At 71.5% G+C, this 24,017-nt stretch carries 23 protein-coding genes and 1 tRNA gene; 11 read left to right on the forward strand and 13 right to left on the reverse strand.

Annotated features, from left to right (window positions below; genetic code table 11):
- Positions 1-2: 2 nt before the first annotated feature.
- Positions 3-383, reverse strand: a complete 381-nt coding sequence (locus ACZ69Q_RS33675) for an SsgA family sporulation/cell division regulator (RefSeq protein ID WP_471049342.1) — start codon at positions 381-383, stop codon at positions 3-5.
- 166 nt (positions 384-549) lie between these two features.
- On the opposite strand from ACZ69Q_RS33675, the gene ACZ69Q_RS33680 reads away from it, so the two are divergent.
- From ACZ69Q_RS33680 to ACZ69Q_RS33705, 6 genes are all read left to right on the forward strand, one after another.
- Positions 550-1,614: an energy-coupling factor ABC transporter permease gene (locus ACZ69Q_RS33680; protein ID WP_471049345.1), complete on the forward strand. Its 1,065-nt coding sequence runs from the start codon at positions 550-552 to the stop codon at positions 1,612-1,614.
- 1 nt (position 1,615) lies between these two features.
- Positions 1,616-2,377, forward strand: coding sequence for a cobalt ECF transporter T component CbiQ (gene cbiQ, locus ACZ69Q_RS33685; RefSeq protein ID WP_471049347.1), 762 nt, complete (start codon positions 1,616-1,618; stop codon positions 2,375-2,377).
- The gene (locus ACZ69Q_RS33690) at positions 2,365-3,123 is read left to right on the forward strand and encodes an energy-coupling factor ABC transporter ATP-binding protein (RefSeq protein WP_471049349.1); all 759 of its coding nucleotides are present in this window, start codon (positions 2,365-2,367) and stop codon (positions 3,121-3,123) included. Before cbiQ ends, ACZ69Q_RS33690 begins: the two co-directional genes overlap by 13 nt.
- Positions 3,120-3,593 carry a MarR family winged helix-turn-helix transcriptional regulator gene (locus tag ACZ69Q_RS33695; RefSeq protein WP_471049351.1) on the forward strand — a complete coding sequence of 158 codons (474 nt, stop codon included), beginning with the start codon at positions 3,120-3,122 and terminating at the stop codon, positions 3,591-3,593. Before ACZ69Q_RS33690 ends, ACZ69Q_RS33695 begins: the two co-directional genes overlap by 4 nt.
- A gap of 122 nt (positions 3,594-3,715) precedes the next feature.
- Complete coding sequence (locus ACZ69Q_RS33700) at positions 3,716-4,165, forward strand: organic hydroperoxide resistance protein (RefSeq protein ID WP_471049354.1); 450 nt, start codon at positions 3,716-3,718, stop codon at positions 4,163-4,165.
- Positions 4,166-4,201: 36 nt separating this feature from the next.
- Positions 4,202-5,374 carry a serine hydrolase domain-containing protein gene (locus ACZ69Q_RS33705; RefSeq protein ID WP_471049357.1) on the forward strand — a complete coding sequence of 391 codons (1,173 nt, stop codon included), beginning with the start codon at positions 4,202-4,204 and terminating at the stop codon, positions 5,372-5,374.
- Positions 5,375-5,384: 10 nt separating this feature from the next.
- Here the strand turns inward: ACZ69Q_RS33705 and ACZ69Q_RS33710 are convergent, their stop codons facing one another.
- Positions 5,385-5,660: a DUF1876 domain-containing protein gene (locus tag ACZ69Q_RS33710; protein ID WP_346181431.1), complete on the reverse strand. Its 276-nt coding sequence runs from the start codon at positions 5,658-5,660 to the stop codon at positions 5,385-5,387.
- A 293-nt stretch (positions 5,661-5,953) separates the two neighbouring features.
- Here ACZ69Q_RS33710 and ACZ69Q_RS33715 point away from each other — a divergent pair, with 293 nt between their 5' ends.
- Complete coding sequence (locus tag ACZ69Q_RS33715; RefSeq protein WP_471049688.1) at positions 5,954-7,423, forward strand: purple acid phosphatase family protein; 1,470 nt, start codon at positions 5,954-5,956, stop codon at positions 7,421-7,423.
- A gap of 32 nt (positions 7,424-7,455) precedes the next feature.
- A complete protein-coding gene (locus tag ACZ69Q_RS33720) occupies positions 7,456-8,169 on the forward strand; it encodes a class I SAM-dependent methyltransferase (RefSeq protein ID WP_471049360.1) in 714 nt (237 codons plus the stop codon).
- A gap of 226 nt (positions 8,170-8,395) precedes the next feature.
- Here the strand turns inward: ACZ69Q_RS33720 and ACZ69Q_RS33725 are convergent, their stop codons facing one another.
- The 4 genes from ACZ69Q_RS33725 to ACZ69Q_RS33740 form a co-directional block, all read right to left on the reverse strand.
- Positions 8,396-9,241 (reverse strand): EamA family transporter, encoded by an 846-nt coding sequence (locus ACZ69Q_RS33725; protein WP_471049363.1) that lies wholly within the window; start codon positions 9,239-9,241, stop codon positions 8,396-8,398.
- Positions 9,238-9,774: a YbaK/EbsC family protein gene (locus ACZ69Q_RS33730; RefSeq protein WP_471049366.1), complete on the reverse strand. Its 537-nt coding sequence runs from the start codon at positions 9,772-9,774 to the stop codon at positions 9,238-9,240. The genes ACZ69Q_RS33725 and ACZ69Q_RS33730 overlap by 4 nt, the downstream gene beginning before the upstream one ends.
- Before the next feature lie 135 nt (positions 9,775-9,909).
- Entirely contained in the window at positions 9,910-12,138 is a 2,229-nt protein-coding gene (locus tag ACZ69Q_RS33735; protein WP_471049369.1) for an MMPL family transporter, read from the reverse strand.
- Between the two features lie 133 nt (positions 12,139-12,271).
- Positions 12,272-12,871 carry a TetR/AcrR family transcriptional regulator gene (locus ACZ69Q_RS33740; protein WP_471049372.1) on the reverse strand — a complete coding sequence of 200 codons (600 nt, stop codon included), beginning with the start codon at positions 12,869-12,871 and terminating at the stop codon, positions 12,272-12,274.
- A gap of 155 nt (positions 12,872-13,026) precedes the next feature.
- Here ACZ69Q_RS33740 and ACZ69Q_RS33745 point away from each other — a divergent pair, with 155 nt between their 5' ends.
- Positions 13,027-16,287 (forward strand): S41 family peptidase, encoded by a 3,261-nt coding sequence (locus tag ACZ69Q_RS33745; RefSeq protein ID WP_471049375.1) that lies wholly within the window; start codon positions 13,027-13,029, stop codon positions 16,285-16,287.
- 239 nt (positions 16,288-16,526) lie between these two features.
- Here ACZ69Q_RS33745 and ACZ69Q_RS33750 read toward each other — a convergent pair whose 3' ends face one another.
- The 4 genes from ACZ69Q_RS33750 to ACZ69Q_RS33765 all read right to left on the reverse strand — a co-directional run bounded on the left by ACZ69Q_RS33750 (position 16,527) and on the right by ACZ69Q_RS33765 (position 20,307).
- A complete protein-coding gene (locus ACZ69Q_RS33750) occupies positions 16,527-16,754 on the reverse strand; it encodes a hypothetical protein (RefSeq protein WP_471049377.1) in 228 nt (75 codons plus the stop codon).
- A gap of 87 nt (positions 16,755-16,841) precedes the next feature.
- Entirely contained in the window at positions 16,842-17,726 is an 885-nt protein-coding gene (locus ACZ69Q_RS33755) for an SDR family oxidoreductase (RefSeq protein WP_471049379.1), read from the reverse strand.
- The gene (locus ACZ69Q_RS33760; RefSeq protein ID WP_471049382.1) at positions 17,723-18,667 is read right to left on the reverse strand and encodes an alpha/beta fold hydrolase; all 945 of its coding nucleotides are present in this window, start codon (positions 18,665-18,667) and stop codon (positions 17,723-17,725) included. Before ACZ69Q_RS33760 ends, ACZ69Q_RS33755 begins: the two co-directional genes overlap by 4 nt.
- On the reverse strand, positions 18,664-20,307 hold the full coding sequence (locus ACZ69Q_RS33765; RefSeq protein ID WP_471049385.1) for a flavin-containing monooxygenase: 1,644 nt from the start codon (positions 20,305-20,307) through the stop codon (positions 18,664-18,666). The genes ACZ69Q_RS33760 and ACZ69Q_RS33765 overlap by 4 nt, the downstream gene beginning before the upstream one ends.
- A gap of 132 nt (positions 20,308-20,439) precedes the next feature.
- Here ACZ69Q_RS33765 and ACZ69Q_RS33770 point away from each other — a divergent pair, with 132 nt between their 5' ends.
- Complete coding sequence (locus ACZ69Q_RS33770; protein ID WP_471049387.1) at positions 20,440-21,078, forward strand: MerR family transcriptional regulator; 639 nt, start codon at positions 20,440-20,442, stop codon at positions 21,076-21,078.
- A gap of 75 nt (positions 21,079-21,153) precedes the next feature.
- Here the strand turns inward: ACZ69Q_RS33770 and ACZ69Q_RS33775 are convergent, their stop codons facing one another.
- On the reverse strand, positions 21,154-21,957 hold the full coding sequence (locus ACZ69Q_RS33775; RefSeq protein WP_471049390.1) for an exodeoxyribonuclease III: 804 nt from the start codon (positions 21,955-21,957) through the stop codon (positions 21,154-21,156).
- Positions 21,958-22,034: 77 nt separating this feature from the next.
- Here ACZ69Q_RS33775 and ACZ69Q_RS33780 point away from each other — a divergent pair, with 77 nt between their 5' ends.
- A complete protein-coding gene (locus ACZ69Q_RS33780) occupies positions 22,035-22,511 on the forward strand; it encodes a GNAT family N-acetyltransferase (protein ID WP_471049393.1) in 477 nt (158 codons plus the stop codon).
- Between the two features lie 4 nt (positions 22,512-22,515).
- Here the strand turns inward: ACZ69Q_RS33780 and ACZ69Q_RS33785 are convergent, their stop codons facing one another.
- Complete coding sequence (locus tag ACZ69Q_RS33785; RefSeq protein ID WP_471049396.1) at positions 22,516-23,745, reverse strand: MFS transporter; 1,230 nt, start codon at positions 23,743-23,745, stop codon at positions 22,516-22,518.
- Positions 23,746-23,866: 121 nt separating this feature from the next.
- Positions 23,867-23,940: transfer RNA gene (locus ACZ69Q_RS33790), tRNA-Ala, on the reverse strand.
- Positions 23,941-24,017 lie beyond the last annotated feature (77 nt).

Genomic DNA, 24,017 nt, shown 5'->3' on the forward strand with positions numbered 1-24,017 from the left:
CCTCAGCGCCCCAACTGAGCCTCACGCTCCACGGGTACGGCGGCGGCCAGATAGGTCCGCCGCAGGAACCTCATCAGCGCCTTCGTCTCGAACTGCACCACCGACACCCCTTGCGCGGAGTGGAACTCCACCACGGCCTGCACGCGACCGCACGGCCACACCCGGACCTCTCCACTCCCCGCGGGGGCGCGCAGCCCCTGTTCCAGGAGTGAGCGCGAGAAGGTCCACTCGTGGGCCTCACGCCCCGGCAACCCGATCCGTACCGAGCGGGGATCGGACTCCGGGTCGTACCGCAGCACCACCGGCACCGCGTCCTGGTCGACCGCGAGGATGTCCGCGTCCGTGACGATATGGGCTCGCGCGTACTGTTCGACTACGGACATCGGTCGACCCCTTACGCTGCGCAACCTGTGCGAAAGCTGTGCTTCCGCTCCCCCTCCAATGTCGCATATTTCCCGGATTCTGCCCGTTCGGGCAGAGGACGTCCGCACGCAGTTCCCAGCCCCTCGCTCTTGCAAGGAGTTCGCAACAAGCCACTATCATCGAACGGTGCACGTACCTGACGGATTCATAGACGCCCCCACCTCCGCCGTGACCGGAGTGGTCGCCGCGGCCGCGGTCGCCGTGAGCCTGCGCGGCGCCCGCCGTGAGCTCGACGAGCGCACGGCGCCGCTGGCCGGCCTGGTGGCGGCGTTCATCTTCGCCGTGCAGATGCTGAACTTCCCCGTCGCCGCGGGGACCAGCGGCCATCTGCTCGGCGGGGCGCTCGCGGCGATCCTCGTCGGCCCCTACACAGGGGTTCTGTGCGTCTCGGTCGTCCTGCTCATGCAGGGCATCCTGTTCGCGGACGGCGGCCTGACCGCCCTCGGCGTGAACATCACCAACATGGCCATCGTCACGACCGTCGTCGCCTACGCCGTCTTCCGCGGCCTGGTGAAGGTGCTGCCCCGCAGCCGCCGCTCGATCACCGTCGCCTCCTTCGTCGCCGCCCTGCTGTCCGTGCCTGCGGCAGCGCTGGCCTTCACGCTGATGTACGCGGTCGGCGGCACCACCGACGTCTCCATCGGCAAGGTCGCCGCCGCCATGGTCGGCGTGCACATCCTGATCGGCATCGGCGAGGCCGCGATCACCGCCCTGACCGTCGGCGCCGTCGTCGCCGTACGCCCCGACCTCGTGTACGGCGCCCGCGATCTGCGTCAGCGCCTTCGGCTACGGGTCAACGGCGAGCTGGTCGACGCGCCCGCCGCCGAGCCGGCCGTCCCGGTCGCCGCCCGCTCGCCGCGCAAGGTGTGGGCCGTCGGCCTGGTCACCTCCCTGGTGCTCGCCGGGTTCGTCAGCTTCTACGCTTCCGCCAGCCCGGACGGTCTGGAGAAGGTCGCCGCCGACCACGGCATCGACAAGAAGACCGAGGACCACGCCGGCTCCGACTCCCCGCTCGCCGACTACGGCGTCAAGGACATCACCGACGCCCGCCTGTCCGGCGGTCTGGCGGGCGTGATCGGCGTCGGTGCCACGGTGGTCGCGGGCAGCGCGGTGTTCTGGGCGGTGCGCAGGCGCCGTACGGACGACGTGTCGCCGTCGAGCACGAGCACCACCGCTGGTTCGAGCGCCTGACATGGGGGCGGGGCACGCGCACCGGCTCTACCGGCACGGGCACTCGCCCGTGCACGGTCTGCCGCCGCACACCAAGCTCGCCGCGACGTTCGCGTTCGTGGTGGTCGTGGTGTCGACGCCGCGGGAGGCGATGTGGGCGTTCGGCCTGTACGCCGTGCTGCTCGCGCTCGTCGCGTACGTCGCCCGGGTGCCGGCCGGTTTTCTGCTCAAACGGCTGCTGATCGAGGTGCCGTTCGTCGCGTTCGCCGTGCTGATGCCGTTCGTGGCGGAGGGCGAGCGGGTCGAGGTGCTGGGGATGTCGCTGAGCGTCAGCGGGCTGTGGGGCGCCTGGAACGTGCTCGCCAAGGGCACCCTGGGCGTCGCCGCCTCCGTCCTGCTCGCCTCCACCACCGAGCTGCGTGAACTGCTGCTGGGGCTCCAGCGGTTGAAGCTGCCGCCCCTCCTCGTGCAGATCGCGTCCTTCATGATCCGCTACGGCGACGTCATCGCCGACGAGATGCGGCGGATGCGCATCGCGCGGGAGTCGCGCGGCTTCGAGGCGAAGGGCGTGCGCCACTGGGGCGTCCTCGCGAAGTCGGCGGGCGCGCTGTTCATCCGGTCCTACGAACGCGGCGAGCGGGTGCACCTGGCCATGGTCAGCCGCGGGTACGCCGGTTCGATGCCGGTGATCGACGAGGTGACCGCGTCCCGGGCGCAGTGGTCGTACGCCCTCACGCTCCCCTTCGCCGCCCTTGTCGTCTGTCTGCTGGGATGGGTGCTGTGACTGCTTCCCTCGAGGTCTCGGGCCTCGCCTTCGCCTACCCCGACGGCCACCAGGCCCTGTTCGGCGTGGACTTCCGCGTCGCCCGCGGCGAACGGGTCGCGCTGCTCGGCCCGAACGGCGCCGGCAAGACGACCCTCGTACTGCACCTCAACGGCATCCTGACCGGCGGCACGGGCACGGTGAAGGTCGCCGGGCTGCCCGTCGGCAAGCAGCACATGGCCGAGATCCGGCGCCGGGTCGGCATCGTGTTCCAGGACCCGGACGACCAGCTCTTCATGCCGACGGTCCGCGAGGACGTCGCGTTCGGGCCGGCGGCGGCCGGGCTCAAGGGCGCCGAGCTGGAGGCGCGCGTCGAGCGGGCGCTGGAGCGGGTCGGCATGGCGGAGTTCAAGGACCGTCCGCCGCACCACCTCTCCTTCGGGCAGCGGCGCCGGGTCGCGGTGGCGACGGTGCTCGCGATGGAGCCGGAGATCCTCGTGCTGGACGAGCCCTCCTCCAACCTCGACCCCGCATCCCGCCGTGAACTGGCCGACATCCTGCGCTCGTTGGACGTGACCGTCCTGATGGTCACGCACGACCTGCCGTACGCCCTGGAGCTGTGCCCGCGCTCCCTGATCCTCAGCGAGGGCGTGATCGCGGCGGACGGCAGGACCGGCGAACTCCTCGCGGACGACGAGCTGATGCGCGCCCACCGACTGGAGCTGCCGTTCGGCTTCGACCCGCGTTCCGTGACAATGGGCGCGTGACGAACGAGAAGTACGCGCACGAGGAAGCGGCCTCACTGTCGCTCGACCAGCAACTGTGCTTCGCGCTGTACGCCGCCCAGCGCGCGGTGACGGCCGCGTACCGCCCGCTTCTCGACGAACTGGGCCTCACCTATCCCCAGTACCTCGCCCTGCTGGTCCTCTGGGAGCGCGGCGAGACGACGGTGAAGGAACTGGCCGGCGCGCTGAAGCTCGACTACGGCACGGTGTCGCCGCTGCTGAAGCGGCTGGAGTCGGCGGGGCTGGTCCGCCGCCAGCGCGCGGCGCGTGACGAGCGCTCGGTGCTGATCGCGTGCACGGGGCGCGCCGAGGAGCTGAGGGAGCGCGCGGCCCATGTGCCCGGCTCCCTTCTCGCGGCCACGGGGCTGGACGGCCCGGAGGTCGCGCGGCTGCGCGAGGAGCTGTGGCAACTGGCGGCGAAGGCCGGGGCGGCGGCCGAGCGCACCCGCTGATCTCGGGTTACCCGCGGTTGCTACCCCCTGGTAACGGCAGGCCCCTTACCGCCCAGTACCTTGTGCACGATGTACTTGTGCGCACCTTTTCCGAGGCGCACCTTCCGGGGGGAGGGCCACCCATGACCGACGAGGGCACCACCGTCGAGACCCGTCCGACGAAGATCATGTACGTCGCCGAGGCCACCGCGCACGGCGGCAGGGACGGCTATGTCACCAGCCAGGACGGCCAGATCGAGCTGAGGGTCGCGATGCCGCCCGAGCTCGGGGGCGACGGCAACGGCACCAACCCCGAGCAGCTCTTCGCCGCCGGCTACAGCTCCTGCTTCCACAACGCGCTGGTGCTGGTGGGCCGTCGGTCGGGCTTCGACCTGACCGGTTCCACGGTCTCCGCGAAGGTCGGCATCGGCCCCAACAAGCAGCGCGGCTACGGCCTCGCGGTCGCCCTCAGCGTCTCCCTGCCGGTGCTGGAGCGGGACATCGCGGAGAAGCTGGTGGACGCCGCGCACGACGTCTGCCCGTACTCCAACGCCACCCGGGGGAACATCGACGTCACCATCCTGCTTGGGTAGAAGGGCACCCGCACGAGGCAGGACGAGGAGACGGACGTGGACGTGAACGGCGCAGTGGCCGAGGGCTTCGAGCCGGTCAGGGACGCGTTCGTCCGGAACTTCGAGACCCTCGGCGAGCGAGGCGCCGCGGTCACGGTGTACCGGGACGGCCGCAAGGTGGTCGACCTGTGGGCCGGCGCGAAGGACGTGGACGGCACCGCGCCCTGGCAGCGGGGCACCGCGCAGATCGTGCGCTCGGCGACGAAGGGCGTCGCCGCCGCCGTACTCCTCGCACTGCGGCAGCGCGGTGAACTGGACCTGGACGCGCCGGTGGCCCACTACTGGCCGGAGTTCAAGGCCCGGGGCAAGGAGCGGGTGCTGGTCAGGCATGTGCTGAACCACCGCGCCGGGCTGCCGGTCCTGGACCGTCCGCTCACGCCGGAGGAGTCGCTGGACCCGCGGCGCGGCCCGGACTCCGTCGCCGCGCAGGCGCCCGCGTGGGAGCCGGGCACCGATCACGGCTACCACGCGCTGACGTACGGCTGGATGCTCGACGGGATCGTGCGGCGGGTGACCGGGAAGGGCACCGGCGAGTGGATCGCGGACGAGATCGCCGGTCCGCTCGGTGCCGAGCTGTGGCTGGGGCTGCCGGCCGAGGAGGAGGCGGCCGGGCGCGCGGGCCGGGTCGGGCGCGTCGAGGCGCCGGAGCCGGCGTCGGGGGCGGTCCTGAAGGCCCGTCCGAAGCGTTCGGTCACCGACGCCTACCAGGACCCCGACTCCCTCACCCGCCGGGCCTTCGCCGCGATCACCCCGTTCCCCGACCAGAACGACCCGGCCTACCGTGCGACGGCGCTGCCCGCGACCAACGGCATCGCGACCGCCGACGGTCTGGCCCGCGTCTACGCGGCGCTGATCGGCGAGGTCGACGGCGTACGGCTCTTCGACCAGGAGACGGTGGAGCTGGCGAGGGCGCAGGAGTCGTCGGGCCCGGACCGCGTGCTGGTCGTGAACACCCGCTTCGGCCTCGGCTACATGCTGCACGGCACCGCGTCCCCGCTGCTGGGCCCCGGTTCCTTCGGCCACCCCGGACGCGGCGGCGCCCTCGGCTTCGCCGACCCGGAGGCGGGGATCGCGTTCGGCTATGTGACGAACGGCTTCCGCAAGACGGTGACGGCGGATCCGAGGGCGCAGGGGTTGATACGGGCGGTACGGGCGTCCCTCGCCGGCTAGGAGGGCCGGTTCACACGTGGATCGGGTGCGACGTGCGTCCCGAAGCCGCGTCGATCTCGCCGTGCGCCTTGGTGAGCATCTGCATCGCGAGCTCGTTCAGCGCGCGGGCGCCGGCGATCTCCTCCCCGACACGTGGCTGATTGGAGTCCGTGTGGTGCCGGGCGGCGTGCCCGTGGGCCCGGACCTCGGTCCCGTCGGGCAGCCGCACCATCGCGACGGCCCTCGTGTGCTCGTCGTCCTCCATGAACTCCATCTCGACATGCCATCCCACTGCGGTGTGCATCATGACGATCACCTCCGGAAGTACTGCTTCCAGGGTGCGCCTCACGAGGGCCGCGGACTAGTCGGCTGCGCCGAATCCCTCCCGCGGCCACGGGCTGCCCGGTCTGCCCCTCTCTGCACCCCCGCCCCACCGGTTACACACCCGGACGTAAGCCCGCAACTCGGGATCAGGTGAGACTCGGCACAGTCGCTTCGGTGGGCGGCCGCGGGCTGCTTCCATGGAGATGTCGTGCGCCGGACCTGGCCCCGCCGCCACCGCCACGTCCCCTGTTAACCAGTCCGGGCCACATGAAGGACATGCGCTGCTGCTTCTCCGCTCATCTCCCCGCTCTCGCAGCACTGTCGGCCTTCCCCGGCCCCTGCGAGGTGCTGCGCTCCGGTGCGCGCCTCGCCCCTGCCCTGTTGCGTTCGGCCTCCGCGGCCGTGCGCCGGGTGCGCTCGTGGCACCCCGACGACCTGACCGCCGTCAACCTGGAACTGGTCACCCTGACCGAGGACCGCGCCGTCATCACCTGGTACACCGGCATTCCCGGCACCGATGACGGCCTGGGCCACCCGCTGCCCGCGGTCACCGAGGGCGAGGTCGTCTACGGCACCCACCCCGCGCGACTGAACCGCACCGCGTCCGAGGGCCGGGCGACCGCCCACCACCAGGTCGAACTCACGGACCTGGAGCCGGGGCAGACGTACTACTACCAGGCCCGTTCCAGGGCCGTCGCCGCCACGCCCACCTCGCTGCACCTGGTGCGCGGCAACGCCGTGGGCACGTCGGCGTTCGGGCTCGGTTCGAGCGGCGGGCCGTACTCCTTCACCACCCCGCAGCCCCCGCCCGGCCGGCACCTGCTGTCGATCGCGCTCTGCAACGACCTGCACCTCGGCGAGACCACCGCCGGCCTCGTCGGCGGTCTGCCCCTGCTGCGCGGCGTGGTCCAGGAGGCGGGCCGCGCGCCCTACCCGGAGCTGATGAGCCGCGCGCTGGTCGCCGAGGCCCGGCGGCGCGGGGCGGACCTGCTGCTGGCCGGGGGCGACATCTCGGCCGGCGGGGCGGCCCACCACCTCGGCGAGGCCCGGCGGATCCTGGACGGTTTCGGCGCGCACGGCGAGGACTACTTCGTCGTACGCGGCAACCACGACCGCTCCCGGGACGACTCCTTCCACACCACGTTCCCGGGCGGGGGCGACGGGCCGGGCTACTTCGCCCGTGACCTCGGCGGACTGCGGATCATCGGCCTCGACACCTATGCCAAGTCCGGCAACGGCGCCGACGCGGGCGGGCTCGGCGCCGAGCAGCTCGCCTGGTTCCAGGGGCGGTTGCGGGAGCAGCCGGACCAGCCGACGCTGGTGTTCGGCCACCATCCGCTGACCGTGCGGGACTCCCTGTTCCCGGTGACCCGCGGCCAGTGCCTGGAGCGCCGCCAGGCCCGTGCGCTCGTCGACGCCTACGCCTCCGCGCCCGGCGTCTTCCTCCACCACGCCGGCCATACGCACCGCAACAAGCGCACCGTGCTGACGCGGGCCCCGCACGTCACCCATCAGGAGGTCGCCGCCGCGAAGGAGTACCCGGGCGGCTTCACCCTCGTGCGCATCCACTCCGGCGGCTACGCCCTCAACCACTTCAAGGCCGGCGACATGGCGGCGCGGCAGTGGAGCGAGCGCAGTCGGCGGGTGGCCGCGGGCCTGTGGCCGCACCACGCGCTGGGCCGCTCGGTCACCGACCGCAACAGCGTGCGGCCGCACGACCTGTCCGGAGTCGCGGGCCGTGAATAGCGCGTGACCGTGCGTGTTCGTAGCATCGGGGCATGGCGACCCTGTGGGACCTCATGCAGGACTGCATCCCCGACGACCACGCGCAGCAGGTCACCTCGCGCTACTACGTCGACGAGGTGATGGCCGCCCCGGGCGCGCCCGGGCTGGTCCTCGACCTCGGGTGCGGCCGCGGCACCTCGGCCGCGCTGTTCCGCAAGCACGACCCCGAAGTGCGGTGGATCGGCGTCGACATCCGTGACTCGCCGGAGGCCGGGCAACGCACGGCCGGTGGTGACCCGGTCGTGCACTACGACGGCGTCCATCTGCCCCTCGGCTGCGGCTCGCTGCCGTTGGTCTACTCCCACCAGGTCTTCGAGCACGTCGCCCGGCCGCGTGAGCTGCTCGCCGAGATCGCCCGGGTGCTCCGGCCCGGCGGCCGCTTCATCGGATCGACGTCCCAGTTCGAGCCGTACCACTCCTTCAGCCTGTGGAACTACACGCCGTACGGCTTCCGCAGGCTGGTCGAGGAGGCAGGGCTGGTGCTGGAGGAGATCCGGCCCTCGCTGGACGGGGTGGCGCTGATCATGCGCAGCTATCTCGGCAGGCCGCCGGAGTACAGCCGGTACTGGGACACGCAGTCGCCGCTGAACGACGAGATCGACAAGTGGGCGCGGCACGGGCGTCGGCGCACGGCGCTCGTGAACCTGCGCAAGCTGACGTACTGCGGCCAGTTCGCGTTCCGGGTGGCCAAGCCGGCGCTCCCCTGATCCCTGGAACAACGCCTCCAGCCCGCCGATCAGCGGCAGCGGGGCGATCGCCAGGACCAGTGCCGTCACCGCCAGCCCCGGCCGGATGTCCCGCTTGCCCAGGAAGCCCGCCACCGGGTGCCCGGCGCGACACCGTGGATGCGATGCAATCACAGATCCGTCACACGCCCCACGCGCGACAGATGCGTGAGCGGCCACCGCGTACCCGGAGGTTTCGCGTCGGGGTTCAACCCGCGTGCAGCATCAAGGCGATCCCGGCGACCAACAGCCCCGCCGCCGCGATCCGGGGTGCCCCGAAACGCTCCTTGAACAGGACGGCTCCGATGACCGCCCCCACGAGGATCGACGACTCCCGCAGCGCGGAGATCGGGGCCAGTTCCGCCTTTGTCTGGGCCCACAGGACCAGCGCGTACGCGGCGACGGACAGGGCCGCGCCCAGCAGCCCCAGCCAGGCGAACGGACGCAGCACCGCGAGCGTCTCCCCGCGCCAGCGCCACACCGCGTACGCCGGGATCACCAGGCCCTCGATCGCCATCAGCCAGGCGATGTAGCCGAGGGAGGAGCCGGAGGCCCGCACGCCCAGGCCGTCCACGACGGTGTACGCGGCGATGGTCAGCCCGGTCGTCAGTGCCGCGCCGATGGCCGCCCAGTTCGGCCGCCGCCCGCGCAGCCCCCACAGGGCGACGCCGGTGAGTCCCGCGCAGGACAGGGCGATCCCGGCGGCCCCCCAGCCGTTGGGCACCTCGTGCGCGAACACCGCCGCGAACACGGCGACCACGAGCGGCGCGGTGCCGCGTGCGATGGGGTAGGCCTGCCCGAAGTCGCCCAGCCTGAAGGACTTCATCAGCAGCGCGAAGTAGACGATGTGGATGAGGGCGGAGGCCAGAAGGTACGGCCACGCCCGAGCCGCCGGGAAGGAACCGAAGGGCATCAGCGCGAGCCCGATCAGCACCCCGCCGCCCGCGATGAGCGTGAACCCCACCAGCTTGTCGGTGATCTTGTGCGCGATGGCGTTCCAGCCGGCGTGCGTGACGGCGGCCAGCAGGACGGCGGAGGTGACCAGCGGGGTCACGAAGTCTGCTCGCGCACGTCCACCAGGGTCGCGCCGGCGTGGGCGACGAGGTCCTTGGGCGCCATGGGGAACACGGCGTGCGGGTTGCCCGCGGCGGCCCACACGACGTCGTGCTCCAGCAGCGAGCGGTCGGCGAGGACCCGGGTCTTCGTGAGGTGCCCGAAGGGCGGCACACCCCCGATGGCGTACCCGGTCGTCTCCCGTACGACGTCCGCCTTGGCCCGCGTCACCTTCTCGGCCCCGAGCTCCTGCCGCACCCGCTCCACGTCGACGCGGGAGGCGCCGTCCATGAGGACGAGCACCGGCACACCTCCCCCAAACTCTCGGCTTCGCTCGAGCAGGGGGGACCCCCATGCCGCGAAGATCAGCGACTTGCAGATCTCGCTGAGTTCACAGCCGAGCGCGGCTGCGGCCTCGGCCGCGGTGCGGGTCGCGTCCGGGAAGCGGCGGATCCGGGTGTGCAGGTCGGTCAGCCCGAGCTCACGCAGAGCCTCGGCGAAACGGGGGTGGGCGTGGGTTTCCGAGGACGTCATGCCCGGCAGGCTAACGGGCGGATACGTGCACCACGAACGAATTCCGGGTGGCGGACGCGACCCCAGAAAGAGGCCGGTGAGGGCTCCCCGTCCCCACGGGGCCCTCACCGGCCGGTCCACTTCAGCGACGGCCGCTCAGACGCGGGCCAGCGCGCGGTCCCCGTCGGGGTCCGTGTCCTTCTCGGCCTGTGTGCGCAGGCCCTCTCCCTCGACGTCCACGTTCGGCAGGGCCCGGTCCAGCCACTTCGGGAGCCACCAGGCCTTCTTGCCGAGCAGGGCGAGGACCGCCGGGACGATGGCCATCCGCACGACGAAGGCGTCGAAGAAGACGGCGATGGCGAGGCCGAAGCCGATCATCTTGACCATGGACTCGGACGAGCCGATGAAGCCCGCGAAGACCGCCATCATGATCACGGCCGCGGCCGTGACGACCCGCGCTCCGTACTTGAACCCGGTCACCACCGCCTGGCTCGGCTTCTCGCCGTGGACGTACGCCTCGCGCATCCGCGTCACGAGGAACACCTCGTAGTCCATCGCCAGGCCGAAGACCACGCCGACCATGAAGATCGGCATCATGGACATCACCGGGCCGGTCTCCTCCACGCCCATGAGGCCCGCGAACCAGCCCCACTGGAAGACCGCCACGACCGCGCCGAGGGCCGCCATCACGCTCAGCAGGAAGCCGAGGGCCGCCTTCAGCGGGACCAGGATCGAGCGGAAGACCACGATCAGCAGCAGGAAGGCCAGGCCCACCACCAGGGCCAGGTACGGCAGCAGCGCGTCGTTGAGCTTCTGCGAGACGTCGATGTTCATCGCCGTGGAGCCGGTGACCAGCACGGTCGCGTCCGTGTCGGCCTTCACCTCCGCGCCCTTGTCACGGATGGAGTGCACCAGGTCCTCGGTCGTCACCGACGACGGCTTCGACTTCGGGATGACCGTGATCGTCGCCGTGTCGCCCGCCTTGTTGGGCGCCGCCGGTGTCACCGTCACGACGTTCTTCAGGCCCTTGATGTCATCGCCGACCTGCTTGAAGACCGCGTCCGGGTCCTCCTTGCCCTTGGCGTCGACCACGACCATCAGCGGACCGTTGAAGCCCGGCCCGAAACCGTCGGACAGCAGGTCGTAGGCGCGGCGCTGGGTGGTGGACGTCGGCTGCGAGCCGTCGTCGCCGAGACCCAGTTCGAGGGAGCTCGCCGGGATCGCCGCCGCGCCGAGGCCGATGACGCCGAGCAGCAGCACGGCGATCGGACGGCGTACGACGAAACTCGCCCAGCGGGTGCCCATGTTGGGCCTGGCCTTGCCCGAGGCCGCCTTCTTCTCGGCCCGCCTGCCGCCCATCCAGCGGCTCTTGGTGCCCGCCGGGCGCACCTTCTTGCCCGCGTATCCGAGCAGGGCCGGGATCATCGTGAGCGCGATCAGCACGGCGATCACGACGGTGCCCGCGGCCGCGATGCCCATCTTGGTCAGCATCGGGATGTTGACGACCGACAGACCGACCAGCGCGATGACGACGGTCAGGCCGGCGAACACGACCGCGGAGCCCGCGGTGCCGACGGCCCGGCCGGCCGCCTCCTCGCGCTCGCGGCCCTCCGCCAGCTCGGCGCGATAGCGGGAGACGATGAACAGGGCGTAGTCGATGCCGACCGCGAGGCCGATCATCATCGCCAGCGTCGAGGTCGTGGAGCCCAGCTCCAGCGCGTTCGCCAGCGCCGTGATCGTGGAGATGCCGATGCCGACGCCGATCAGGGCGGTCAGCAGCGGAAGCCCGGCGGCGATCAGCGAGCCGAAGGTGATGACGAGGACGACCGCGGCGACCCCGATGCCGATGATCTCCGTGGCGCCGGTCTCGGGCGTCGTCTGGAGCGCGTCACCGCCGACCTCCACGGTCAGCCCGGCGTCCCGCGCGTCCTGCGCGGCGTCCTCCAGGGCCTCGCGGGAGGCGTCCTTCAGCTCCATGCCGGAGACCTCGTACTTCACCGACGCGTATGCGATCGTGCCGTCCTTGCTGACGGCCTTCGCGGCGTACGGGTCGGCGACGGAGGCCACCTCGGAGCCGTCGGACAGCTCCTTGACGGTGTCCTGAACGGTCGCCTTGTTGCCGGCGTCGGTCATCTTCTGGCCGTGCGGCGCCTTGAAGACGACCCGGGCGGTGGCGCCGTCGGCGCTCATGCCGGGAAAGCGCTGGTCCAGCAGGTCGAAGGCCTTCTGGGCCTCGGTGCCGGGGATCGAGAAGGACGTGGTGCCCGCAGCGGGCGCACTGGCCGCGCCCACACCCGCGAGGGTGAGCAGCGCGACCCATATCAGGGCGACGAAGTGCCGTCGCCTGAAGGCGAGCCGGCCGACTTTGTAGAGGAACGTGGCCACGAGGGCGACTCCCGGTCAGGTCGTGAGGTCGGGGCGCCGGTGCCGGGATTCCGGCACGGGCCCCAGGGCAGGGGTGATCAGCCCGACGACGTGAGCGGTTACGTCAGGTGGAGGGCTAGCTGAAGGGGACTCGTCAGTTGACGGGAACGCCGAGGGCGGGGAGGACCACGGCGTCGATGTACGAGGTGAGGAAGGACTGCGTCGGCGGCTGGTCGTCGATCAGCGTGCGCGTGGCGAACGCGCCGACGAGCATGTGCACCACGTAGTCCAGCGCGGGGCAGTCGGCGCGGATCTCTCCGCGGTCGACGGCCCGCCGGACCACCCGGTCGAACTCCGCCATCTCCGGCTCGATGAGCAGTTCCTTGAAGGCCTGCAGGAGGTCCGGGTTGGCGTGCACCGCCATGAACAGGCCCCGCATCAGCGCGGCGTTCTGCTGCATGGTGCAGTCGTCCTCACGCGAGGTGAGGGCGTGCAGGTCGCCCCGCAGGCTCCCGGTGTCTACGTCGCCGATGCTGCCCGGCTTGTTGTGCCGGATCGCCTTCGCCACCAGCTCCGGCTTGCCGCCCCACTGGCGGTAGAGCGTCGCCTTGCTGGACCGGGTGCGGGCCGCCACGGCGTCCATGGTGAGGGCGTCGTAGCCGACCTCCCGGAGCAGGTCGAGCACGGCCGAGTACAGCTCGGCCTCGCGCTCGGGGGTGATCCGGCTGCGACGTGCAGTTGCGACCTCGGTCACCGAACTCACCTTCCCACTCCGAACGACACGGTTTCGTACACCAACGACGATAGCGCATCTCGCATCGAAACGAAACGGTTTCGTTCGTGTCTTGGGTCACGCAGATCCTTATGTCACGAGTTGCTCTGTTCCGTCCGTGGGAAAAGCATGGGGAGGTGAGCTATCTGCGCCTGCCTCATCTCCATGACGACCTGCTGTGCTTCGTGGCCGAGGACGACCTGTGGCTGGCTCCGCTCGACGGACCGGGCCGCGCCTGGCGCCTCACCGTGGACCGCACCAAGATCGGCCACCCCCGCTTCGCGCCCGACGGCCGCCACATCGCGTACACGAGCTGGCGCAGCCTGGTCCCCGAGATCCACCTGGTCCCGGTGGACGGCGGCCCGGGCCGGCAGCTCACCCACTGGGGCTCGGCGGACACCCAGGTGTGCGGCTGGACTCCCGACGGGGTGATCCTCGCCGTCGCCTCCCACGGCGAGCCCTTCTCCCACTACACCTGGGCCTACAAGGTCCGCCCCGACGGCGACCCCGGCCGCAAGCTGCCCTGGGGCCCCTGCTCCGACATCCAGGTCGCCGACCTCGACGGCGAACGCAGGACCCTGCTGCTCACCGGCACCCCGCCGCACGAACCGGCCTCCTGGAAGCGCTACCGGGGCGGCGCCACCGGCCGGCTGTGGCTGCACTGCGAACGCCTGCTCCCGGACATCGACGGCCACCTGGCGTCCCCCATGTTCGTCGGCGGCCGGATCGCCTTCCTCTCCGACCACGAGGGCGTCGGCAACCTGTACTCGTGCGCCCACGACGGCTCCGACCTGCGCCGGCACACCGACCACGACGCCTTCTACGCCCGGCACGCCGCAAGTGACGGCACCCGGGTGGTGTACCAGTGCGCGGGCGACCTCTGGGTCGTCGACGACCTGACCGCCGACTCCGGACCGCGCCGCCTCGACGTACGGCTGAGCGGGCCGCGCGCGGGCCGCCGTACGTACCAGGTGCCCGCCGCCCAGCACGTCGACGGCGTCTCCGTCGACGAGACGGGCCGCGCGAGCGCCGTCGTCGTACGCGGCAGCCTGTACTGGCTGACCCACCGCGACGGCCCCGCCCGCACGATCACCGACACCGCCGGGGTTCGGGTCCGGCTCCCGGAGATGCTCGGCTCGGTCGGCCAGGTCGCCTATGTGACGGACGCGGAGGGCGAGGACGCGATCGAGATCGCCCATCTGCCCCGGGCGACCGGCGACCGCGACCCGCGCCGGCTGGCCTCGGGCGACGTGGGCCGGGTCCTGGAGATGGTCGCCGACCCCAACGGCGAGCGCCTCGCCCTCGCCTCGCACGACGGACGGCTGCTCCTGCTCGACGTGACGGAGGACTCTGGGGGCACCTCCCGGACGAAGTCTGGGGGAAGCGAGGTCACGGAGCTGATCCGGTCGGTCAACGGGCCCGTGCGGGACCTGGCCTTCTCCCCGGACGGGACCTGGCTGACCTGGTCGCATCCCGGGATCGGCCGTTCCCTGCGGCAGATCAAGCTGGCCCGCATAAAGGACCGCCTGATCGTCGACGTCACCGACGGCCGCTTCGAGGACGAGAACCCGGTGTTCACCCGGGACGGCCGCTACCTCGCCTTCCTGTCCTGGCGGGGCTTCGACCCGGTGTACGACGTCCACACCGGGGACCTGTCCTTCCCGCTCGGCTGCCGCCCCTACCTGGTGCCGCTGTCCTCCGCGACCCCCTCCCCCTTCGCCCTCAACCCCGAGGGCCGCCCGGCCGCCGGGGGCCTGGACCCGGTGCAGGACGAGGAGGGCGACGGCGGCGGCGCGACGACCGTCGAGGTCGAGGGCCTGGAGAACAGGGTCACCCCCTTCCCGGTCGCCGCCTCCAAGTACTCGGCGCTGTGCCCGGTCTCGGGCGGCGGGCTGGTCTGGCTGCGCTGGCCGATCTCGGGCGCGCTGGGCGAGACGTTCGCCAACCCGGACGACATGACCGGGCGCCCGACCCTGGAGCACTTCAACATCAGCAAGGCCAAGAAGTCCGAACTCGTCGACCATCTCGACTGGTTCACGGTCAGCGGTGACGGCACCCGGCTGGTCGTGGTCGACGAGGGCGAACTGCGCGCGGTCCCCGCCACCGAGTCCGGCGACAGCGACTCCACGGTCTGGATCGACGCCCGCCGCATCCTGCACGAGGTGGACCCGGCGGCCGAGTGGAAGCAGTCGTACGGGGAGGCGGGCCGGCTGATCCGGGCCTACTTCTGGGAGCCGGGCATGTGCGGCATCGACTGGGACGCGGTCCTCGACCAGTACCGCCCCCTGGTCGAACGCGTCGCCTCCCCCGACGACTTCGCGGACCTGCTGCGCGAACTGCTGGGCGAGCTCGGCACCTCGCACGCGTACGTCACGGCCGCCCGCCGGAACGAGGGCCCGCCGCACTACCAGCGCTGGCAGGGCCTGCTCGGCGCCAACTTCGTGCGCCGCGACGAGGGCTGGACGGTCAAGCGCATCCTGCCGGGCGAGTCGTCGGACTCCAAGGCCCGCTCACCTCTCGCGGGTACGGGGATCCGGGAGGGCGCGGTCCTCACCCACGTCGACGGCCGCCCCGTGGACCCGGACGCCGGCCCCTACCCCCTCCTGGCCGGCGCCGGCGGCACCACGGTGGAGCTGACGTTCACCCCGGCGGAGGGCGTGGCGGGCCGGGCGCGCCGCGTGGCGGTGGTCCCGCTGATCGACGAACGCCCCCTGCGCTACCAGGACTGGGTCGCCAAACGCCGCCAGGTGGTACGGGAGTTGAGCGGCGGCCGGTGCGGCTATCTGCACATCCCGGACATGGGCGGCTCGGGCTGGGCCCAGTTCAACCGGGACCTGCGGATGGAGATGTCCCGCCCCGCGCTGATCGTCGACGTACGCGGCAACGCGGGCGGCCACATCAGCGAACTGGTGGTGGAGAAGCTGACCCGCACGATCCTCGGCTGGGACCTCACCCGCAACGCCCAGCCGGTGTCGTACGCCTCGAACGCCCCTCGCGGCCCCGTGGTCGCCCTGGCCGACGAGGCGACCTCCTCGGACGGCGACATGATCACGGCGGCCTTCAAGCTCCTCAAGCTCGGCCCCGTCGTCGGCCAGCGCACCTGGGGCGGAGTGGTCGGCATGACCGGCCGCCACCGCCTCGGCGACGGCACGGTGATCACGGTCCCGATGAACGCGGCCTGGTTCGACGCGTACGGCTGGACCATCGAGAACAAGGGCGTCACCCCCGACCTGGAGATCCTGCGCACCCCCCTGGACTGGGCGGAGGGCCGCCACGCCCAACTCACCGACGCGGTCGAACTGGCCCTGGAACTCCTGGAATCCAACCCGGCGGCAACCCCCCCGGACTACTCACACGTCCCGGACCGGTCCAGGCCGAAGCTTCCCCCACGTTCTTAGGGGCGGCAGGGCAACTCCTCAGGGGCGCGGGGCTGTATCGATGTGCGGCTCCGCCACGCGGGCGCGACCAAGCGCTCACCTCTTGAGGCACAGCGGCGACAACTCCCCAGGGGCGCGGGGAACTGCGCGAAGAACCCCCACCGGCCCGCACCCGACAACGCACCCCTCAAGGGCAACGCAAAACGCGGGGCACCCACCGAACAGGGGGCACCCCGCGTCGCGTTCAGCGCGGCGACTGACTACCGGTCGTAGTCCTGGTCGAACCGCTCCTCGTCCTCACGCATCCGCTCGGGCTCGCGGTCGCGCTCCGGCCGCTCCGGACGCTGGGGGCGGCCCCGCTCCGGCTGCCCCTGCGGACGACCGCGGTCCGGCTGCCCCTGCGGGCGCCCGCGCTCCTGCTGACCGTGCTGGCGAGCACGCTCCTGAAGCTGCTCGGACTTCTCCTTGAACTGGTCCTTCATGCCCATGTGGGTTCACTCCCGTAGTGGGTGGGGATTGGCCCCTCGGTGGGGCCTCGACCAGATTCACACGGGCGATAACCCTGCGCATGTCGATCAGTTACGCCGCGTAATACGCTCCTGCTCATCGGCCGCGCCGCCCGCTCCGACCAGCCCCGTGCGCATGCCCTCGAGCCGGTCCGCGAACCGCCGCATCTCCCGCTGCCCCACCGTCCCGATGAGCGCGGGCAGATACCCGCGCACGCCCTGCATCCCGCGCAGCCACCACTGCCCGTACACATGACTGGAGCGCCGCTCGATGCCGGCCACGATCCGGTCGACCGCAGGACCCAGCGGATAGGTCTTGTTCGACGGCCACGGCAGCCGCTGCCTCAACTCCCGCATGACGTCGTCCTGATCGGCCCCGCGCACCATGTCGGTGTCGGTCCAGGACAGGTAACCGACCCCGACCCGCACGCCCTTGTAGCCGACCTCGGCGCGCAGGCTGTGCGCATACGCCTCCACGCCCGACTTGGACGCGCAGTACGCCGTCATCATCGGCGCCGGCGTGATCGCCGCGAGCGAGGCGATCTGCAGCAGATAGCCCCGGCTCTCCATCAGCACCGGCAGGAACGCGCGGGCCGTCACCGCCGACCCGATGAGGTTGACCTCGATGACCCGCCGCCAGGCGTCCGGGTCGGAGTCGACGAACGGCCCGCCGGTCGCGACGCCCGCGTTGGCGACGACGATGTCGACCTTCCCGAACCGCTCCTTGACCTCCTGCGCCACGCGCGCCATCGCCTCGTGGTCGGTGACGTCGGCGTACCAGTGGTCGCTGTCGCCGTGCAGCTTCTCGGAGACCTGCTTCAGGGCGTCCCGCTCCAGCCCGACGAGCGCCACCGACGCACCGCGTGCGGAGAGCTTGCGCGCGAGCAGCTCCCCGACGCCGCGCGCCGCGCCCGTGACGACGGCGACCTGTCCTTCGAGGCTCACCTTGCTCATGCGCCCTCCTTCACCTGCGTGTTCTTCGTGGCCTTGGGGGATGTGGGGACGAGTTCCCGTATCTTCGCGGTCACCAGCTCGGGCGCCTCGATCGGCGTCATGTGCCCGAGGCCTGGCAGTTCGGTGACACCGAGGAGCTGCGGCAGCGCGGCGGCGAGGGAGCGCGTGTGCACCGGCGGGGTGAGCCGGTCCGCCGTACCGACGAGCACCGCCGTCGGCACCGCCAACTGGCGTACGCCGTGGTCGAGATCGAGCAGGTCGAGCACCTGCGACCAGGCGTGCCGCACCTTGCGCGGGCACGCGTGCACGATCCGCGCGCACGCCTCGACCATGTGCGGTGCCGAACCGGGGCCCATCGTCGCGTACTTCAGGATCGCCCGCGCGATCGGCGTGACCGGCCCGAGCGGCGCCCGGGAGCCGAGGACGCGCGCGGTCAGCCAGGTGCGCAGCCGGCCCGCGCGTATGGGTACGACGGTCGACTCGGCGACCAGCCGCGAGGCGCCGGTGCTGCACAGCAGGACGGCGGCGGCGTGTTCACGGAAGCCCGGGCGCGCGGCTGCCGCCATCACCGTCATGCCGCCCATGGAGTGGCCGACGATCACGGCCTGCTCGCCGGGTGCGAGCGTCGCCTTCAGGACGGCTTCGAGGTCGTCGGCGAGGGCGTCGGTACCGCAGCCCGGGCTCGCCGGGCTTCGTCCGTGGCCGCGCTGGTCGTAAGCGATGACGCGGTGGTCGACGGCGAGTTCGCGGATCTGCGCCGCCCAGAAGGCGGTCGAGCAGGCCCAGCCGTGCGCGAGGACGACGGCGGGGGCGTCAGGGTCGTCGACGCGGCCGTGCACCTCTACGTGGAGCTTGGCGCCGTCGGCGGACACGGCCAGCAGCTCGCGGGCGGGGGCGGGCGGGGCGTACGGCCCGGACGCGACGTTCATCAGGCGGCTCACGCGGTCACCTCCGCGCTCTCGCCGGTCTTCGCACTGCCGCCGGTCTTCGCACCGTCTCCGGTCTTCGCACTATCGCCGGTCTTCGCACTATCGCCGGTCTTCGCACTATCGCCGGTCTTCAGGCTCTCGTCGGTCTTCACGCTGCCGTCGGCCTCCTCGCGTGTGTCGGCGGACGCCCGCACGACGGCGTACTCGGCGAGGTCCACGCGCCGGGTGGCCCGCCGGAACTCGCTCGTCGTACCCGGCCAGACGGTCGTGTTGCGGCCGGCTGCGTCCAGGTACCAGCTCGTGCAGCCGCCCGTGTTCCACACCGTCCGCTTCATGCGCTCCTGCACCCGCCGGTTCCAGGTGTGCACGGCGCTGGGACGCGCGTCGAGGGCGACCCGGCCGCCGAGGACGTCGAGCTGCCGCACGAAGTCGGCCATGTAGTTGAGCTGGGACTCGATCATCAGGATCATGGACGAGTTCCCGAGGCCGGTGTTGGGCCCGATGATGGTCATCCAGTTCGGGAACCCGGCGGCGGAGGCGCCGCGCAGGGCCTCCATGCCGTCCTTCCACGCCTCGGCGAGGGTCCTGCCGTCGGCGCCCACCACCCGGTCGGCGATCGGCATGTCGGTGACGTGGAATCCCGTGCCGAAGACGATCGCGTCGACCTCGGCCTCGGTGCCGTCGGCGGCGACGACGGTCGAGCCGCGGATCTCGCTGAGCCCGCTGGCGACGACGTCCACGTTGGGCCGGGCGAGCGCCGGGTAGTACTCGCTGCTCAGCAGGATCCGCTTGCAGCCGATGCGGTAGTCGGGGGTGAGCTTGGCGCGCAGCGCCGGGTCCTTGATCGCGCGAGCCATGTTCTGCTTGGCCAGCCGCTCGACGAAGCCCAGCTCGCCCGGGTGCTTGGTGAACGCCTGGACCTGGAGCTCGCGGATACCCCACAGCAGCCCGCGGCGCAGTTGGGTGGTGAAGGGCAGAGCCCGGTGCAGGGAGCGCTCGGCGCCGCTGATGGCGCGGTCGACGCGGGGCATGACCCACGGCGGGGTGCGCTGGAAGAGCGTGAGCCGCTCGACCTCGGGCTGGATGGAGGGCACGATCTGGATGGCCGAGGCGCCGGTGCCGACCATGGCGACGCGCTTGCCGCGCAGGTCGTAGTCGTGGTCCCAGCGGGCGGAGTGGAAGACCTTGCCGGGGAAGGAGTCCAGCCCCGGGATGTCGGGCATCCTGGGGTCGGACAGCGGCCCGGTGGCGGAGACGACGAGGTCGGCCGACAGACTCCCACTGCTGGTCTCGATGTCCCAGCACAGCCGCTCGCCGTTCCAGGTCATCCGCTTCACCTCCGAGTCGAAGCGGATGTGCGGCCGCAGCCCGAAGGTGTCCGTGACGTGCTCCAGGTAGGCGCGGATGTGCTCCTGCCCGGAGAAGGTGCGCGGCCAGTCGGGGTTGGGCGCGAAGGAGAAGGAGTACAGATGGGACGGCACATCGCAGGCGCACCCCGGATAGCTGTTGTCCCGCCAGGTGCCGCCGACGCTGCCGGCCCGCTCCAGGACGACGAAGTCGGTCACGCCCTCGCGCCGCAGCCGTACGGCGGCCCCCAGCCCGCCGAACCCGGACCCGACCACCGCGACCCGCACATGTTCGCGTTCGGCCATGCCTGTGCCTCCACACTCGAACCGGAACCATGCCAGTGAACACTGGCGCAATGGGAGAGTAGAGGAGGTCCGTACCGACCGGTAGGGGTCGGGGCGAGGAAAGTTACCGCCAGTACGATTTAAGGTTCCGGGGTGACCGAGAAGCGTGAATACCGCATGGAGGAGCTCGCCCGACTGGCCGGCATCACGGTGCGCACCCTGCGCTTCTACCGAGAACGCAAGCTGATCCCGCCACCGCGCCGCGAGGGCCGCATCGCCTGGTACGACGAGCACCACCTGGCCCGGCTGCGCACCATCGCGGCCCTGCTGGAGCGGGGCCACACCCTCACCGGCATCGCGGAACTGGCGGAGGCCCTCGACCACGGCCGCGACGTCGCCGACGTCCTCGGCGTCACCCCGACCGAGGAGGAGCCGGTCCGCCTCACCCCCGAGGAGCTCGCCGCCCGCTTCGAGGGCCAGGTCACCCCGGAGAACCTGGCCGCCGCCCTGGACCTCGGCTACCTGGGCACCGACGGCGACGAGATCGTCCACATCAGCCGCCGCCTGCTGGACGTCTCCTCGGCCCTGGTCCGCGAGGGCATCCCCCTCGCGGAGGTCCTGGCCGCCGGCAAACTGGTCCGCGAACACGTGGACGCGCTGGCGGAGATGTTCGCCGAACTGGTCCTGCGCCACGCCCAGGAGGACGACCTACACCGCCTGCGCCCACTGGCCCGAAGCGTGGTGGAGGCGGAACTGTCACTGGCTTTGGACCGCCGACTCCGCAAGCAGTAGCACCCCAGGGGCGCTGGGAACGGCGCGACCAGCCACGATGGCGCCGCACCCGAACGACGACGCATCGCGGAGCGCTCAGCGGTCGTAGACCACCGTCACCGGCGCATGGTCCGACCACCGCTCCGCATGCGTCGCCGCACGCTCGACATGCCCCTTGAGCGCCCGCGCGGCGAGCCCCGGCGTCGCCACGTGGTAGTCGATGCGCCAGCCGGTGTCGTTGTCGAAGGCCCGCCCGCGGTAGGACCACCACGAGTACGGCCCCTCCACGTCCGGGTGCAGCGACCGTACGACATCGACGTAGCCGCCGGCGGACGGGTCGAAGACCTCGGTCAGCCACTCGCGCTCCTCCGGCAGGAAGCCGGAGTTCTTGGTGTTGCCGCGCCAGTTCTTCAGGTCGGCCTGCTGGTGGGCGATGTTCCAGTCGCCGCAGACCAGGACCTCGCGGCCGTCGGCGGCGGCGCGCTCGCGCAGGTCCTTCAGATGGGCCAGGAACTCGCCCATGAAGCGGACCTTCTCGTCCTGCCGCTCGGTGCCGACCTCGCCGGAGGGCAGATAGAGCGAGGCGATCGTCACACCCGGCAGGTCGGCCTCGACGTAGCGCCCGCTGTCGTCGAACTCGCTCGACCCGAAGCCGACCTGGATACGGTCCGGCTCCCGGCGGGTGTAGAGGGAGACGCCGGCACGGCCCTTGGCGGCGGCCGGCGCGTGCACGACATGCCAGCCGTCGGGCGTGCGGACGTGCTCGGGCAGTTGCTCCGGCTCCGCGCGCACCTCCTGAAGGCACAGCACATCGGCGTCGGTACCGGCGAGCCACTCCACGAAGCCCTTCTTCGTGGCGGCCCGCAGCCCGTTCACATTCACAGAGGTCACAGTGAGCACCACGGCACCCTACCGGCACACTGGACGGTGTCCGATTCTGGAAACCCTTGATCTTGAATTGATATACGGTATCTAGCATGTATATACGCCGCGTCCCCTTCGACCACTCCGACGCCGTGAAGCTCAACGACCAGGTCCAGGCCGAGTACGCAGTCCGCTACGGCGACGACGGCGACGCCACGCCCCTCGCCCCGGCCGATTTCACGCCGCCGAACGGCCTGTACCTGATCGCGTACGACGAGCTCGGCGTCCCGGTCGCCTCCGGCGGCTGGCGGGCCCAGGACGACAACGGCGAGGGCAACCAGGACGGGGACGCCGAGCTCAAGCGCATGTACGTCGTCGAGGCGATGCGCGGACGGGGCCTCGCGAGACGCATCCTCGCCGCGCTGGAGGACGACGCCCGGACGGCGGGCCGCGTCCGCATGGTGCTGGAGACCGGCGCCAAGCAGCCGGAGGCGGTGGCCCTGTACCGGTCCAGCGGCTACGAGCCGTGCGGGAAGTTCGGCTACTACCGCTTCCACGAGCTGAGCCTGTGTTACGCCAAGGCGCTGTGAGCGGTCACTTCCCCGTCGCGTTGATGCGGTACAGGTCCCGCACACACAGGTTGAGGACGACCGAGGCGACGACGAGGCCGGCGCATGCGACCAGCACCGTCCGGTTGTCCCACAGGCCCGCCGCGAGCGCGGTCAGCAGATAGCCGAGCGGAATCGCCAGCCGCTCGCCGACGCTGTTGAACGCGCCGAGGCGCCCCATCTCGCCCTGCGGCACATGCTGCTGAAAGGCCGTCGACCAGGCGACGATGGCGACGTCCAGCGCGATGCCGGCGAACAGCGTGGCCAACAGCACCCAGGGCAGCGGCAGTCCCCACCCCATGGCGAGCAGCGGGGCGGCGAGCGGCGCGCCCCCCGCGACGGCCACGGCCAGCAGGCGATGCGGCCGCCAGCGCAGACACACCACCGTCCCGGCCAGCAGCCCGGCCGAGAACGCCCCCTGCACCAGCCCCCAGTCACGCGCGCCCGCGTACTGCTCCGCCGCGACGACCGGGCCCAGGAGCTGGAACCCCGCGAGCCACGCGGCGACGAGGACGCTCCCGGCGGCCGTATAGGTCCACAGCCAGGTCCGCGACCAAAAGCCCGTCCAGCCCTCGCGCAGATCGGTCAGCGCGCTGGTGACGGTGACGGGCGCGTCCAGGCGCAGCCCGAGCAGCAGGACGGCGGCGACGGCGAAGGTGAGCGCGTCCCAGGCCAGCGCCCAGGCCGGGCCGCTGACCGCGACGACGGCGCCGCCGACGGCCGGTCCGAGCACCTTGACGGCGTTGCCGGGCAGCCGGAGCAGGGCGTTGGCCTGCTGCAACTGCTCCGCTGGCACGATCTGCGCCACGGCCCCCTGGTTGGCGGGCACGGTGAAGGCGACGGCCGTCCCCGAGACGAAGCCGCAGACGGCGACCGAGGTCGTCGACGCCTGCCCCACGGCGACGATCACGGCGAGCGCGCCCTGGGCCGCGGCGGCCAGCAGGTTGCCCAGGAAGAGCATGCGGCTGCGGGACATACGGTCCGCGAGTACGCCGCCCATGACGAGGAAGACGATGGTGGGAACGGTATTTGTGGCGAGCACCACACCGAGGTCCCCGGCTCCGCCGCCCTCGCCGATCACGGCGTAGGCGAGGGCGAGGGGCGCCATCGCGGACCCGGTGGCCGAGATCAGACTGGCGGTCACGAACCGCCGGAAGGCCCCGATCCGCAGCAGCACCGCACGCCCGGTCGGTAACGGTGCGGCGGTCTTCTCCACTGAACGCTCCCCCTCAGGACCGGGCCTCGCAGGCCTCTTGGGCGCAACAAAAATCCCGCCCGATCAACTGATCGGACGGGATCTCGCCAACTTCCCAAGTTTCCTTGGGGAGTCGTTGCTGTGGACCTGAGGGGATTTGAACCCCTGGCCCCCTCGATGCGAACGAGGTGCGCTACCGGACTGCGCCACAGGCCCTTGCAACGAGTGAAACTTTAGCACCCCGATCGGCCTGCTTGGAAATCCGTTCCTGGTCGGCCGCCTGCTCGCCCGGG

Source organism: Streptomyces sp. NPDC036764 (genome assembly GCF_055609385.1).

Coding starts and splice junctions, on each gene's coding strand:
- ACZ69Q_RS33750 (WP_471049377.1), bottom strand. CDS start 16,754: ATGGGCATGAAGGACCAGTTCAAGGAGAAGTCCGAGCAGCTTCAGGAG.
- cbiQ (WP_471049347.1), top strand. CDS start 1,616: ATGGGGGCGGGGCACGCGCACCGGCTCTACCGGCACGGGCACTCGCCC.
- ACZ69Q_RS33715 (WP_471049688.1), top strand. CDS start 5,954: ATGCGCTGCTGCTTCTCCGCTCATCTCCCCGCTCTCGCAGCACTGTCG.
- ACZ69Q_RS33780 (WP_471049393.1), top strand. CDS start 22,035: ATGTATATACGCCGCGTCCCCTTCGACCACTCCGACGCCGTGAAGCTC.
- ACZ69Q_RS33710 (WP_346181431.1), bottom strand. CDS start 5,660: ATGATGCACACCGCAGTGGGATGGCATGTCGAGATGGAGTTCATGGAG.
- ACZ69Q_RS33755 (WP_471049379.1), bottom strand. CDS start 17,726: ATGAGCAAGGTGAGCCTCGAAGGACAGGTCGCCGTCGTCACGGGCGCG.
- ACZ69Q_RS33700 (WP_471049354.1), top strand. CDS start 3,716: ATGACCGACGAGGGCACCACCGTCGAGACCCGTCCGACGAAGATCATG.
- ACZ69Q_RS33720 (WP_471049360.1), top strand. CDS start 7,456: ATGGCGACCCTGTGGGACCTCATGCAGGACTGCATCCCCGACGACCAC.
- ACZ69Q_RS33730 (WP_471049366.1), bottom strand. CDS start 9,774: ATGACGTCCTCGGAAACCCACGCCCACCCCCGTTTCGCCGAGGCTCTG.
- ACZ69Q_RS33675 (WP_471049342.1), bottom strand. CDS start 383: ATGTCCGTAGTCGAACAGTACGCGCGAGCCCATATCGTCACGGACGCG.
- ACZ69Q_RS33765 (WP_471049385.1), bottom strand. CDS start 20,307: ATGGCCGAACGCGAACATGTGCGGGTCGCGGTGGTCGGGTCCGGGTTC.
- ACZ69Q_RS33690 (WP_471049349.1), top strand. CDS start 2,365: ATGGGTGCTGTGACTGCTTCCCTCGAGGTCTCGGGCCTCGCCTTCGCC.